General features: G+C 26.4%; 15 protein-coding genes. 1 reads left to right on the top strand and 14 read right to left on the bottom strand.

Annotated features, from left to right (window positions below):
* Positions 1-10 precede the first annotated feature (10 nt).
* The 7 genes from pduL to BN7997_RS03965 form a co-directional block, all read right to left on the bottom strand.
* A complete protein-coding gene (gene pduL / locus BN7997_RS03995) occupies positions 11-580 on the bottom strand; it encodes a phosphate propanoyltransferase (protein WP_071119581.1) in 570 nt (189 codons plus the stop codon).
* A gap of 200 nt (positions 581-780) precedes the next feature.
* Complete coding sequence (gene aroA, locus BN7997_RS03990; RefSeq protein ID WP_071119580.1) at positions 781-2,040, bottom strand: 3-phosphoshikimate 1-carboxyvinyltransferase; 1,260 nt, start codon at positions 2,038-2,040, stop codon at positions 781-783.
* Positions 2,033-3,175, bottom strand: coding sequence for a 3-dehydroquinate synthase (gene aroB / locus BN7997_RS03985; protein ID WP_083335002.1), 1,143 nt, complete (start codon positions 3,173-3,175; stop codon positions 2,033-2,035). Before aroB ends, aroA begins: the two co-directional genes overlap by 8 nt.
* The gene (gene aroC, locus BN7997_RS03980; protein ID WP_071119579.1) at positions 3,163-4,332 is read right to left on the bottom strand and encodes a chorismate synthase; all 1,170 of its coding nucleotides are present in this window, start codon (positions 4,330-4,332) and stop codon (positions 3,163-3,165) included. Before aroC ends, aroB begins: the two co-directional genes overlap by 13 nt.
* Positions 4,333-4,369: 37 nt before the next feature.
* Positions 4,370-4,963, bottom strand: coding sequence for a flavodoxin family protein (locus BN7997_RS03975; protein WP_071119578.1), 594 nt, complete (start codon positions 4,961-4,963; stop codon positions 4,370-4,372).
* 10 nt (positions 4,964-4,973) lie between these two features.
* Entirely contained in the window at positions 4,974-6,740 is a 1,767-nt protein-coding gene (locus BN7997_RS03970) for a SpoIIE family protein phosphatase (RefSeq protein WP_071119577.1), read from the bottom strand.
* 25 nt (positions 6,741-6,765) lie between these two features.
* Entirely contained in the window at positions 6,766-7,239 is a 474-nt protein-coding gene (locus BN7997_RS03965; protein WP_071119576.1) for a hypothetical protein, read from the bottom strand.
* 116 nt (positions 7,240-7,355) lie between these two features.
* Here BN7997_RS03965 and BN7997_RS03960 point away from each other — a divergent pair, with 116 nt between their 5' ends.
* Positions 7,356-7,829: a hypothetical protein gene (locus tag BN7997_RS03960; protein ID WP_071119575.1), complete on the top strand. Its 474-nt coding sequence runs from the start codon at positions 7,356-7,358 to the stop codon at positions 7,827-7,829.
* 49 nt (positions 7,830-7,878) lie between these two features.
* On the opposite strand, the gene BN7997_RS15375 is transcribed toward BN7997_RS03960, so the two are convergent.
* From BN7997_RS15375 to BN7997_RS03930, 7 genes are all read right to left on the bottom strand, one after another.
* Positions 7,879-8,049: a hypothetical protein gene (locus tag BN7997_RS15375; RefSeq protein ID WP_143023161.1), complete on the bottom strand. Its 171-nt coding sequence runs from the start codon at positions 8,047-8,049 to the stop codon at positions 7,879-7,881.
* Positions 8,050-8,196: 147 nt separating this feature from the next.
* A complete protein-coding gene (locus BN7997_RS03955) occupies positions 8,197-8,412 on the bottom strand; it encodes an alpha/beta-type small acid-soluble spore protein (protein ID WP_071119574.1) in 216 nt (71 codons plus the stop codon).
* A gap of 100 nt (positions 8,413-8,512) precedes the next feature.
* Complete coding sequence (locus BN7997_RS03950; protein ID WP_074010957.1) at positions 8,513-9,739, bottom strand: BaiN/RdsA family NAD(P)/FAD-dependent oxidoreductase; 1,227 nt, start codon at positions 9,737-9,739, stop codon at positions 8,513-8,515.
* A 26-nt stretch (positions 9,740-9,765) separates the two neighbouring features.
* Complete coding sequence (locus BN7997_RS03945) at positions 9,766-10,071, bottom strand: hypothetical protein (protein WP_071119573.1); 306 nt, start codon at positions 10,069-10,071, stop codon at positions 9,766-9,768.
* 67 nt (positions 10,072-10,138) lie between these two features.
* Positions 10,139-11,113 carry an IS30 family transposase gene (locus BN7997_RS03940; protein WP_071119190.1) on the bottom strand — a complete coding sequence of 325 codons (975 nt, stop codon included), beginning with the start codon at positions 11,111-11,113 and terminating at the stop codon, positions 10,139-10,141.
* A gap of 44 nt (positions 11,114-11,157) precedes the next feature.
* Positions 11,158-11,781: a phosphatase PAP2 family protein gene (locus BN7997_RS03935; protein ID WP_071119572.1), complete on the bottom strand. Its 624-nt coding sequence runs from the start codon at positions 11,779-11,781 to the stop codon at positions 11,158-11,160.
* 149 nt (positions 11,782-11,930) lie between these two features.
* A complete protein-coding gene (locus BN7997_RS03930) occupies positions 11,931-13,244 on the bottom strand; it encodes an MATE family efflux transporter (protein WP_071119571.1) in 1,314 nt (437 codons plus the stop codon).
* Positions 13,245-13,250 lie beyond the last annotated feature (6 nt).

Below are 13,250 nucleotides of genomic sequence, written 5' to 3'. Positions count from 1 at the left end.
TTTTATATAATTATTCAGCTATTAATTCTACTTCTTCACCATTTCTAACACCTGCAGCGTTTCCTTCTTCAACGTCTACATGCATTTCTAATGCAAAGTTAGCATTAGCTCTTACTAATACATTTTCAAATACTACAGCTCTTGGTCCGAAAGTTCTAACTTTTACTATTTGCTTATCAGTTACACCAAATCTAGCTGCATCTTCTAAGCTCATATGTATATGTCTAGAAGCAACTATAACACCTTCTGATAATTCTACTTCTCCTGCTGGTCCTACTAATTTAACACCTGGAGTTCCTGCTATATCACCAGATTCTTTTATTGGAGCTTTTATTCCTAAAGCAAATCCATCTGCTAAAGATATTTCAACTTGTGTACTAGGTCTAGCTGGTCCTAAAACTCTAACTCCTTTTATAGTGCCTTTAGGTCCTACTAAGTCAACTTTTTCTTCACAAGCATATTGTCCTGGTTGAGATAATGGCTTGAAATGAGTTAACTCATGTCCTGCACCAAATAATGCTTCTATGTCTGCTTGGCTTAAGTGAACGTGTCTATTAGATAATGCTATTGGTAATTTCATCTTAAATTCCTCCTAATTATTTTGTATACATGATACATTATATATAATATTTAACAATAAATCAAATGATTTTATTAGCTTTTTAACTAATAAAATCATCGATAAATTCTTGATAATTCAATATCTTTATCAAAAACCATCTTATACTATTTTGTTAACTTTAATTTGTTTTTATACTCTATATATTTTGTAATCTAGTATTATTTTGTTAGACTTTTTATAAGATCAAAATACCCTGGAAATGATACATTTATACAATCTTCATTATCTAATTTTATTTTTTCATCAGATATTAAATTTAAAGTAGAAAATGCCATTGCTATTCTATGATCTTTAAATGTCTTTATTTTTCCACCATTTAATTTAGATTTTCCTTTTATTATCATTCCATCTTCTAATTCTTCTATATCAGCACCTAATATCTTTAGATTTTCTACCATAGACTTTATTCTATTACTTTCTTTTACTTTAAGCTCCTGTGCATCCTTTATTATAGTAGTTCCTTCAGCTTGTGTAGCAAGTACAGCTATTACTGGAATTTCATCTATAAGTCTTGGAATTATATCTTTATCTATTGTAGTTGCACATAAGTCTTTAGTATATCTAACTAATAAATCACCTACTAATTCTCCACCAACTAATCTTTCATTTATTATTTCTATATTTCCATTCATATTTTTAACTACATCTATTATCCCAGTTCTAGTTTCATTTAATCCTACATTTTTTATAATAACTTCTGAACCTTTAGTTATTAAGGCTGAAACTATTATAAATGCCGCTGATGATATATCTCCAGGTACATATATATCTTGGCTAAATAGCTCATTTACTGGATTTACACTTATTTTTAAATTTTCTACATTTATGTCTGCTCCAAATGACTTTAACATTATTTCTGTATGATTTCTACTTTTTACCTTTTCATATATAAAGCTAGTATCATTTGCATAAAGACTTGCAAGTATTAAAGCAGATTTTACTTGTGCTGATGCAACAGGCATATGATAATCGATAGCTTTTAAATCTCCACCATATATTTTTATAGGTGTATAGTTAGCATCATCTTTTCCTTCTATATTACATCCCATAAGTCTTAATGGGTCTGTTACCCTTTTCATAGGTCTTTTAGCTATAGAATTATCTCCAATTAAAGTTGCATCAAATTTATTTCCTGCAAGTATTCCCATCATAAGTCTTATTGTAGTTCCCGAATTTCCTACGTCTAATATTTCTTTTGGTCTTTTAAGTCCATATAATCCATTTCCTTTTACATATACATCCTTACCATCTATTTGTATATCTACACCCATTTTTCTAAAACAAGATATTGTGCTTAAGCAGTCTTCTCCCATTAAGAAATTGCTTATTTTATTATGCCCTTTAGATATAGAAGAAAACATAACTGCTCTATGGGATATAGACTTATCACCTATAAGTTCAAAACTTCCTTTAAGCATGATTTGCCCCCTTTATTATGTTTAATATTTCATCTTCATCTATATTGTCAGTAATTTCAACCTTTCCAAAATCTATTGGAAGTATTAAATTAATCTTTCCGAAACTATTCTTTTTATCATTTTTCATTATTTCAAGTATTTCTTTATTTATCTTATCTTTATCTCTTTCAGTAATTTCATCTTTTTCATATAATGGTAGATTAAATCCTAAAGGTAAATTGAATTTTTCACATACTTGTATAAATTTATTGTAGTAACTTTCCTCTATGTATCCTTTTTCTAATGATAACTTAAATGCCATATTCATACCAATACTTACAGCTTCACCATGACTTATTTTACAAAGCTTTTCAACTCCATGGCCAAATGTATGGCCAAAGTTTAATATTTTTCTAAGACCACCTTCTTTTTCATCTTTAGAAACTATATCTGCTTTTATTTGAATACATTTCTCAACCATATAACATAGTGTTTCATTATCTTTATCAAGTATTTTTTCACTATTATCTATAAGGTAATCTAAAAAATCATAGTCATAAATTATACTGTATTTTATAACCTCTGCCATTCCAGATATAAATTCACTATATGGTAATGTTTTTAATGCATCTATATTTATATAAGTAAACTTAGGTTGATAAAAAGTACCTATTATATTTTTTAAATTTCCTATGTTTAATCCAGTTTTGCCGCCTACTGACGAATCCACTTGTGCTAGTAAGCTTGTTGGTATTTGGCATACATCAATACCTCTCATATATGTAGATGCTACAAAACCTGCTAAATCACCTATAACTCCACCACCTAATGCTATTATTAATGATTTTCTAGATAAATTTATTCTTATACAATACTTAATTATTTCTTCATATACTGATAATGATTTTGAATCTTCTCCTTCTGGAACTATATATTCATATATCATTTTCGCTTTTATATTATTTATAAAATTGTCAAGTTGATAGTTATATACATTCTCATCACTTATAATTAGAACTTCGTCATATATTTCATTTATATTAATTATAGATAAATCTTCAATATTCTTATTATTAAACTCATAAACTGATGATGTAAAGTTCTTATAGCTATTATCTATTACTATATTACAAACCTCATTTATTATCTTTTCCACCCTCTATCACCTAACCTTTTTATATATGTATTATAGTTTGATTTTAAATCATTTAAATTATCTCCACCTATTTTATCTAGGAAGTATTTGCATATAACAAATGCAACTACATTTTCACATACTACACTACATGCTGGTACAGCACAATTATCTGAACGCTCTATACTTGCACTATAACTCTCTAGTGTATTTATATTTATAGATTTAAGTGGTTTATAAAGAGTTGGAATAGGTTTCATTGCACATCTTATTACTAACTCTTCACCTGTTGTCATTCCACCTTCAATTCCACCTAGTTGATTAGTTTTTCTTTTTATTCCATCTTCATTGTTATAATATATTTCATCCATAACATTAGAACCATAATTATTTGCAACATCAAATCCTATACCTATTTCTACACCCTTTATAGCTTGTATACTCATTAAGTGCATTGCTAGTTCTCCATCTATTTTCTTGTCAAATTGAGTATATGAACCTAATCCTGGAATTAAGTTCTTCACTCTGATTTCTACAACTCCACCTAAAGTATCACCTTCAGATTTTACCTTATCGATTTCTTTTATTATTTCTTTTTCTACATCTTTATTTATACATCTAACTGCACTTTTATCTACATTTTCTTTTATATAATCAAAATCATAACTATTATTATCTTTTACATTTCCAATTTGAACAACACGAGAAGTAAAATCTATATTAAAATTTTTTAAAACTTGCTTACAAATAGCACCTACTGCTACCTTACTTGCTGTTTCTCTTGCACTTGATCTTTCAAGTACATTTCTCGCATCTTCAAAATCATATTTTAAACATCCAACTAAATCAGCATGCCCTGGTCTTACTTTTTCTACTTTTTTAGTTTCAAAATCAATGTTGTCCATAGGATTCATATATTGTATCCAGTTTTCATAGTCTTTGTTTTTTATCTCTATTGATATAGGTCCACCTAATGTTATTTTTCCTCTTACTCCACCTAAGATATTTATCTTATCTTTTTCTATTTTCATTCGGCCACCGCGACCATACCCACCTTGTCTTTTCTCTAATTCATAGTTTATTTCATCTATATTTAATTCAATATTAGCTGGTATTCCATCTAATATTGATATTAAGCTTTTTCCATGTGATTCTCCACTAGTTAAGTATCTTAACATAATTTCCTCCTTTGTTTTTTACTCAAAAAGAGCTTGTTTAATCAAGCTCTTTTATATCTATTATGTATTTATTTAAGTTTTCTTTTAGTGTTTCTTTAAATGATGTATTTTCTTCATACTCTAGCTTATCTGTATTATTTAAATATATATTATATTTTAATTTGTTATTTACACTTTTAAAGAAAAAGTCCATTACTATTTGCCCACCCATAAATTGTGTTTCATACGGAGTAGATCCTCCTACAGCAATGTACATTCCTATACGTTTTTTACTTCTATCAATTGAAGGCTTCTTTAATATATATTTACTTGCATAAATTGCCTGTGTTCTATCGACTAGTGTTTTTAATTTTGCAGTTATACAATCAAAGTTTACAGGACTTATAACTATAACTCCCTTTGCTTTATCAAACATTTCATACATTGGTGTCATGTCATCTTTAAATTTACAAAATCCAGTTTTTTCACAAAAACCACATGCTGTACAATATTCTATATTCATATCATAAATATTAAATATTTTATTTGATATATTATTTTGATTTAATTTATTTGAGATTTCTTCAGAAATTTTAAAGCAATTTTTATTTTTTCTAGGGCTTCCATTTATTATTAAAATATCTGTGTTCATAGTATCCCCCTTAATTATTCTTTAGCATCACTATTAATATATCATCATCATAGTTATCCTTATTAGAGAATTCTTTAAGTTCACTTTTTAGTTTTTCTATAATTACTTCTTGATTATTTTTGTAATTATTTTTTATAAAGTTTTCTAATCTAGATATTCCATATTCTTCTTTTGATTTATTTTTTATCTCTAATACCCCATCTGTATACATACAAATCATGCTACATTCATCTAGGCTTAATACATTATTTTCATAGCTTACATCTTCTATAACACCTATTGGTATCCCTTTTTTACAATCTAAATCTCTTTTTATAGAACTATCTTTTTTTATTATAATAGGACTATAATGACCTGCATTTGATATTGTTATTGTATTTTCTTTGGTATCTATCATACTTACTAAACAAGTTGTGAATATTCCCATTTTATCAAATTCATCATAAAGCATATCATTTAGATTAGTCATTATTTCTCCAGGTGAGCTACAAATTCTAGATAATACTTTAAATGCTCCTTTTATAATAGCTACTGCATAATTTGATACTATACCATGTCCCATTACATCAGCTAGTATATACACTATTTTTTCATCACTAACTTTTATTGCATGATAAAAATCCCCACCTACTACTTTAGCTGGTCTATGATAGAAATTTAATTCATTATCTATACTATATTTTATTTTACCTTCATTCATTATTAGTTTTTGCTGTTTATTTAATACATCTAATTCATTTTCAAGAATCTTATGTTTAATCTCTACTAAATTATATTCATATAATTTAAGTGCTACCGAAAGCTGTTTTGCAAATATACTTAATATATTTAAATCATCATCTGTATAGTTAGGGCTATTTGCACATACTATGTAACCAATGACTGATTTACTATCTTTAATCTTATAGTATATATAGTTTTTTATTTCATTATAATGTAATTTATTTTCATTACAATATGCTCCTATAGAATCTTGAGATAGGATTTTTCCGATTATAGGATATATGTTAGTTTGCTTTTTTCCTTCTACACCATAGAAACTAAACATCTTATTTTTATTCTCTACTTTTTCCGTTACTATTATAGTCTCCTTACTGTGTGTTATATGGCAAGCTTGTTTACTTAAATGATCTAAAAACTCATTTATATTATTATTAAAATATAACTTTTGTATTGCTTCATTTATAGAGCTAATAGCACCTCTTAATTTATGAACTAACATATGAGTATTGTTATTTTTCATTGTTATATCTATAGATAAACTTATAAGAGATGATACAGATGAAATAAAATCTATATCGTATTCATTTATTTTATCATCTTTAGTTAAAAAGCAAGTCATAAAACCTACTACATTATAATTAACAACAAGAGGAAAAACAATTCTTCCTATATATCCTTCTTTTTTAGCTAATTCTCTTTCATCTACTGCTCTTTCATCTTCAAATATGTTTTCTATGTATATTATTTCCTTTTTAGCTACAGCTTCATGTATATATTTAGGGTATTCATTAAAATCTATTTTAATTCCCCTTGAAGTTTTTATATCAAATAAATCTGGTATTTCATTTAAAGTCTCCGAACACACTAAATAAGCATATTCATAGTTATTCCTATAAAATAAATTTACACATGCTTTAGTGGGATGAACTACCTCAAGCATTTTTTCTATTATTTTATCCTTTATATCAAAGAAATTTAATGATTGAGTTACCATAGCTGATATATCAACTAAGTTTTTCATTTTATAATTTTCTGTATTATTGTTATCAAACATACTCGTCCTCCCCCTTATTTCGTCATTATTTAATATTACTATATATATCTTTTATAGTAAATAAAAAAACAACTATAAAGCTAATCACTATAGACCAATTAAAATTTGTTATAAGTCCAAGTATCAAAAGAGTTATAAGTATGTTTATACCTGATTTTCCTCTCTCAGTTAATACATCTAATGTAGTCATTTCTACATTATCTTTTAAATGCTTTATACTCTCTAAAATTTGTTGTTCTAAATTTCTTTTATAAATTATGTATAAAAACTCTATTAAAAATAATCCAATCCCTAATATAGTATTTATTTCAAATGCTAATATAAGTGTAATCATTACTATTATAAGTTTTATTATATTAAGTGCTAAACTATCTATTTTAAGTGTTAAGTTTTTAATTTCTTTATATTCATCTTTTAAGTAATACTCCCCATTTGGCATTTTTTTCATATTAGTTTTTACAACTTCAGAATAAAAAAGCTTTATTATTCCATTTATCATAGTAAAACCTCCAAATTTATTTATATTTTTATATTTTTACAATTATATTATTTTTTATACTTGACAATAATAAAAATATTGAGTTTTATAACCCTATAAATAAAGGAGTGCTTATTATGCAAATGGAACAACTAGATCTAGAAATTCGTAGTAAAATTTATAATTATACAAAAAAAATACTTAGAAAATATCAAAAAGGAATTACTACTGGAAAACTAACTGCTGATAAGTTTGTTGAGAATATCATATCCAATGGAGATATAAATGATATCTTAGATGAAAAACTTTTATTAGAAAATGATTTTAAAGAGTCTTATACCTCTTATATAGAAAAATTAATAAATATTCAAAATGAAAACTTATCAAGCAGCAAAAAAAGAGGTGTAAAATCCATACCTGAAAAACCTAGTATATCTCAAAGAATAAAACTAAAAAATTTACTAGAGTCTAGTGGTTACACCTTATCCATTCCTCTTGAATATTTAAATAGTTGTGATGTTGATTGTATTATAAAATATATAACTACTCAGTCTATAGATCTAGGAGATGAACGAATCTATAACTATGTGCATAAATCTAATTTAAATTAAAAAAGAAGTCAAATGACTTCTTTTTTAATTTATTATATTCTATTTTATATTAACCTAATGCTTTTTCTAATTTTGATAAGTGTTGTATTGGATAATATTTAAGTAACTCTCTAAATTCAGCCACTGATAATCCTTCTGTTGTTGTATAAATACGTATTTTTTCATCTAAATCTGCATTTATAAATTTAGTTTTTATTTCATCAAAATTAACTGTAGGCATATGTACCACTCCTTATATATATATTCTTTTGTATTGTATCCATAAATAAAAATTTTATTACCATATAAATAAATTAATAATAGCCTCATAAATTTTATAAATTTATAAGGCTATTCCTATTGTATCTCTATATTATTCTATTATCTACTATTGTTGCTTTCCAGCCATTTGTTGTTCAGCCATTTCAACTAATTTCTTAGTCATGTATCCACCTACATAACCATTTTCTCTAGCTGTTAAATTACCTTTGTCCATTTGTTGATAGTTAGCCATACCTAATTCATTAGCTATTTCTAATTTCATTTGATTTAAAGCTTGTTTAGCTTGTGGAACTACTTTTTGATTATTATTGTTGTTTGCCATTGTTGATTACCTTCTTTCTAAATAATTTTGTTTCTTGGTAGTATTATATGGACTTTACTACTTTTCATTCTTGGTAATTTTTACACACAATAATATTTTTCTAACAATAGTATCCAGCTAAATATCCTGTTGAAAATGCAATTTGAAGGTTAAATCCACCTGTATATGCATCTACATCTATAACTTCTCCAGCAAAGAAAAGACCTTCTATTAATTTAGATTCCATAGTACTAGAATTTATTTCATTCACTTTAATTCCACCTGAAGTTATTATTGCTTCCTCTATAGGTCTATATCTTTTTACAGTTAAAGTTATGTTCTTTAATAAGTGAACTAAAGACTTTCTTTGTTCTCTAGATATTTGATGAACAACTGTATCTTTATCAATTTCACTTAATTCTATTATTACAGGAATCAATTTTTTTGGTAATAAGTCATCTAATGCATTTTCAAACTTCTTGTTAGTATATTTTTGGAAATCTCTCTGTATCCTTTTATCTAATTTTTCTTCATCTAGTGCTGGTTTTAAATCTAATACTATTTTATAGTTTTCTTTTGTAGTATCTTTCATTCTACAACTTGCAGATTTTATAACTGGTCCGTCAACGCCATACTTTGTAAACTCAAGCTCTCCAAAATCATCATATATTTTTTTATTTTTACTGTTATACACTGATATTTCAATATTTCTAAGAGATAATTTTTCAAGATTTTTTACAAAGGATTCTTGCACTTCTATTCCTATTAATGATGGCTTAGTATCTACTATACTATGACCAAGACTTTTAGCAAATTTATATCCATCTCCTGTTGAACCCGTTAATGGATAACTAAGTCCTCCAGTTGCAATTATTACACTATCACATAATATTTCTTTTTTATTATCTAATATTACCTTTTCTATCTTACTTCCTTTTGATACTACTTTATCTACTTTTGTATTAAGAAGTAATTTTACTTTTTGACTTTTTATCATTTTTTCAAGGGCATTAGCAATATCATGTGCTTTATCACTTGAAGGAAATACTCTTTTTCCTCTTTCTGTTTTAGTTTCAACACCTAATTTATTAAACATATCAATAACATCAGTATTTGTAAAAGTGTAAAATGCACTATATAAAAATTTACCATTTGTAGGTACATTTTCTATAAGTTCTTCTATATCACAATCATTAGTTATATTACATCTACCTTTTCCTGTTATTAATATTTTTCTTCCAACTCTATGATTTCTCTCTATTAATGTTACATCTAATCCTCTATTAGCCGCAGTTGCAGCTGCCATCATACCTGCTGCTCCAGCTCCTATTACTACTACTTTTTTCAAATTGTCACCTCAAGTTTATATTTATTTTAAGCTAATTTTGTTATTTTAAATAATGCTGGAACACCTGCTACAGCATATAAAGTTATTATTAAATATTTTATAAATTTAAATAATACATATTTAGGCATTATATAGTTTAATATTAAAAATACTAATAAAAGTGTAAATATTCCTAATATAAATCTGTATGCACTTTTTACTATATAGTCTTTATTAGTATCTATTTTTGAACTAAAGCTAATTTCTTTTTTATATTCATCTATAGTATTAAATTTTATAAACTTATCTTCAATTATATACCCTAATATAAATCCTGATAAAAGTCCTAACATCTTAATATATGATTCACTTTTTACTCCTGAATTGTCAATTTAAATCAGACAAATTACTTATGAATCACTAAGCAAATGTAAGTAAGCTTTCAAATCCAGTTGCTTCTTTTATAACCTCATTTGGTGTTTTATAGTCTAGTGATTTTCTAGGTATAGAATTCCATTTATACGCAATCATATTTAATTCTTCTTGAGAATATGCAGATAAATCTGTAGACTTAGGTAAATCTTTTCTAACTATTCCATTTGAATTCTCATTTAGCCCTCTTTGACCTGGTGATCCAGGGTCTCCAAAGTAGATTTCAATATTAACTGAACTATCTTTTTCTATGTCTGACCATTTTGAAAACTCTTTACCTCTATCAAATGTAATAGTAGATATACACGACTTATGTAAAGATGATAGCCATTTGCAAATTGCTTCTTTAACATCCTCACTCTTTCTACTTGCTTTAAGTAATACAATATATTTTGAATACTTTTCTACTAAAGTAACTATAGCTGATTTTCTAGCTTTTCCTACAATAGTATCTCCCTCAAAATGGCCATATTCTATACTAGTTTTAGCATTAGGATACTTTTCATCTCTTTCATGAATTGTTTTACATGTATTAATTTTACCTCTTGTTTCGTTATGACCCTTCGGGTTATTTTTACCCTTACGTCTCAACTTATTTATATCTATTACACCTTGTTTTGCTAATTTGTATAATGTTTTTGTTGATATTTTTTCATCTTTTCCATCTATTTTATCTCTTCCTGCGATAGCATCTAAAGACCAATCATTTTCTAGCTTATTATTGATATCATCTAATTTTTCTTTGCTTAATACAATGGGCTTTCTTCCACATCTAGATTTATTTATTAGGTATTGATTATATATTTCTTGAACAGTAAGTCCTTGCATAAATAGCTTGTAATATCTGTAAACTTTATCTTTTCCAATTTTCATTCTTTGAGCGCAAGCTCTTGCTTTCACGCCTAAATAGTAATTTGCTTCTAGATTTGTTAGCTGATTTATGTTAATATGATTAAAAGACATTTTTGGTACTCCTTTTGTTGATTTTAGTAGGTTAACTAAGTATATCATAAGTGTCTTTTTTTGTTTATATATTTGTCTGATTTAATTATACAATTCAGGACTATAAAAATAAAAATTATAAATGGTATTAACGTTAATAATAAAAGTTTATAGTTTTTATTTTTATCTACAATATCAAATAATTTTGAGAACATTATTGTAAATACTATACCAAATATCCATCCACAAATTACATCTATAGGCCAGTGAACACCTAAATATAATCTAGATAATCCAACTCCTAATATCATTATTGAACCTAATATATACATCCATTTTTTCCTAAATATAATCATTAAACTGGTCCAAAATGTTGTAGCTGTTTGTGTATGTCCACTTGGAAAAGAATAACCTGTAGCAGTAGACACCCTTAAAGATTCAAGTCCCTCAGTTCCTATAGGTCTCGGTGCTTTTACATATTCTTTTATTCCTGTATTTATTGCTATATTTGCTGTTAATGAAAATAAAAGTTTTTGACCATATTTTTTATTTATACACCAGTACATTATAGCAGTTAAAATAACTATAACCGGTACTTCTGTGCTTATTGTTAATATTAAAAAGAACGCATTTAATATTGGATTCCTTATACTTTGAAAAAATTTTAATATATTAATTTGAATATTCATAATCTCCTCCTTATCTTTGTATCTTATATGATTATACACTTTTTTTAATGTAAATATTAAATAAAAATTTATTTGCATAATAGCTACTTTTTCTTAAAGAAAAAACCACATCATTTTTATGATATGGTTTTTTCTAAAATTATTTGAAGTTATGATGCTAGGTTAGTTACTGCATTTTCTGTACACTTATTTATATTGAATATTTTCTTTGATATTAATATAATCATAAACTCTGATATTGCCATACTAATCCATATTCCATTTTCCCCAAAAGCTTTTGCCATAATAACTAATACTATAGGTAAAATTAATATAGATCTCATTGCACATATCATGTTTGAGTATTTTGGTATTTCTATAGCTTGATAGTACATAGTTGTAGTTAAGTTTTTTCCTATGAATAAATACGCTAAGTTGTTTATATTTACTGCTATATATGATATATTTATAAGCTCTTTATCTGATGTAAATACAGAAATTATCTCTCTTCCAAATACAAAACATAATAAAGCAAAAATTATTCCTATTATAATTGATGTTCTATTTGAAAGTTTATAAAATACTAGCATTTTTTCACCATCTTTAGCTCCATAATTGTAACTTATAAGTGGCTGAGCCCCAAGAGTAACTCCTAAAAGTACTAAGTATATATTCGTAGTTATATAGTTTATTATTGCATAGGTAGATATACCTATTTCTCCAACTGTATTAACTAAAACTAAATTATGAACAAATATTATAACTGAAAAAGCTGCCTCTGCAAAAAATGATGGTAATCCTATTTTTAATACTTCCCTTATTGTACCTGCCTCTAGATTTTGCTTTCCAAAACTTAATTTTCCTTTTTTTAATATAAAATGTGGAAGAGCTATTAAAAGAGTTATTATTTGTCCAAATCCTGTAGCTATTGCTGCACTTTTTATACCTAATCCCAATTTAAATATGAATATATAATTTAAAATTATATTACTTATAGTTCCACATATGGTAGATACCATTGCAAGCTTTGGCTTATTATCATTTCTTAAAAAGCTATTAAATGCAATTCCTAATAAGCTTGGTAAACAAAACATTGCATAATATTTTAGATACTCAGCCGCTAATGGTAGTAGGTTTTCAGTAGCTCCCATTATTTTAACTATTGGTTTTGCAAATATAACACAAACTGCACTTAAACAAAGACTCATTATTATTAGCATATATGTAACCTGTCTAAATATACTAATTCCTTTTTCATCTTCATTTGCTCCAAAGTTCTTTGATATTAGTGCGCCACCTCCTACTGATACCATAGTTGCAAGGCCAAAAAATACTATTGTAATTGGCATTACTATATTAACTGCCCCTAGTGCAGCATCTCCAATTCCATTTCCTAAAAATACACCATCTATTATTGTATTCAATGATGCTATACACATAGCTAAAGCTGATGGTATTGCATATCCTAAAAACTGTTTGACCATTTACCT

The sequence above is a fragment of the Romboutsia timonensis genome (assembly GCF_900106845.1).
In the GTDB taxonomy this organism is placed as follows: Bacteria; Bacillota; Clostridia; order Peptostreptococcales; family Peptostreptococcaceae; genus Romboutsia; species Romboutsia timonensis.
The sequence above is the reverse complement of the archived record's forward strand: the minus strand, read 5'-3'. Positions and strand labels throughout refer to the sequence as shown.

What these genes read in the sequence shown, in the direction of transcription:
- BN7997_RS03960 (WP_071119575.1), top strand. Translation starts at nt 7,356, where the DNA reads ATGCAAATGGAACAACTAGATCTAGAAATTCGTAGTAAAATTTATAAT.
- aroA (WP_071119580.1), bottom strand. Translation starts at nt 2,040, where the DNA reads ATGCTTAAAGGAAGTTTTGAACTTATAGGTGATAAGTCTATATCCCAT.
- BN7997_RS03975 (WP_071119578.1), bottom strand. Translation starts at nt 4,963, where the DNA reads ATGAACACAGATATTTTAATAATAAATGGAAGCCCTAGAAAAAATAAA.
- BN7997_RS03930 (WP_071119571.1), bottom strand. Translation starts at nt 13,244, where the DNA reads ATGGTCAAACAGTTTTTAGGATATGCAATACCATCAGCTTTAGCTATG.
- BN7997_RS03970 (WP_071119577.1), bottom strand. Translation starts at nt 6,740, where the DNA reads ATGTTTGATAACAATAATACAGAAAATTATAAAATGAAAAACTTAGTT.
- BN7997_RS03945 (WP_071119573.1), bottom strand. Translation starts at nt 10,071, where the DNA reads ATGTTAGGACTTTTATCAGGATTTATATTAGGGTATATAATTGAAGAT.
- BN7997_RS03965 (WP_071119576.1), bottom strand. Translation starts at nt 7,239, where the DNA reads ATGATAAATGGAATAATAAAGCTTTTTTATTCTGAAGTTGTAAAAACT.
- BN7997_RS15375 (WP_143023161.1), bottom strand. Translation starts at nt 8,049, where the DNA reads ATGCCTACAGTTAATTTTGATGAAATAAAAACTAAATTTATAAATGCA.
- BN7997_RS03955 (WP_071119574.1), bottom strand. Translation starts at nt 8,412, where the DNA reads ATGGCAAACAACAATAATAATCAAAAAGTAGTTCCACAAGCTAAACAA.
- BN7997_RS03935 (WP_071119572.1), bottom strand. Translation starts at nt 11,781, where the DNA reads ATGAATATTCAAATTAATATATTAAAATTTTTTCAAAGTATAAGGAAT.
- pduL (WP_071119581.1), bottom strand. Translation starts at nt 580, where the DNA reads ATGAAATTACCAATAGCATTATCTAATAGACACGTTCACTTAAGCCAA.
- BN7997_RS03940 (WP_071119190.1), bottom strand. Translation starts at nt 11,113, where the DNA reads ATGTCTTTTAATCATATTAACATAAATCAGCTAACAAATCTAGAAGCA.
- aroC (WP_071119579.1), bottom strand. Translation starts at nt 4,332, where the DNA reads ATGTTAAGATACTTAACTAGTGGAGAATCACATGGAAAAAGCTTAATA.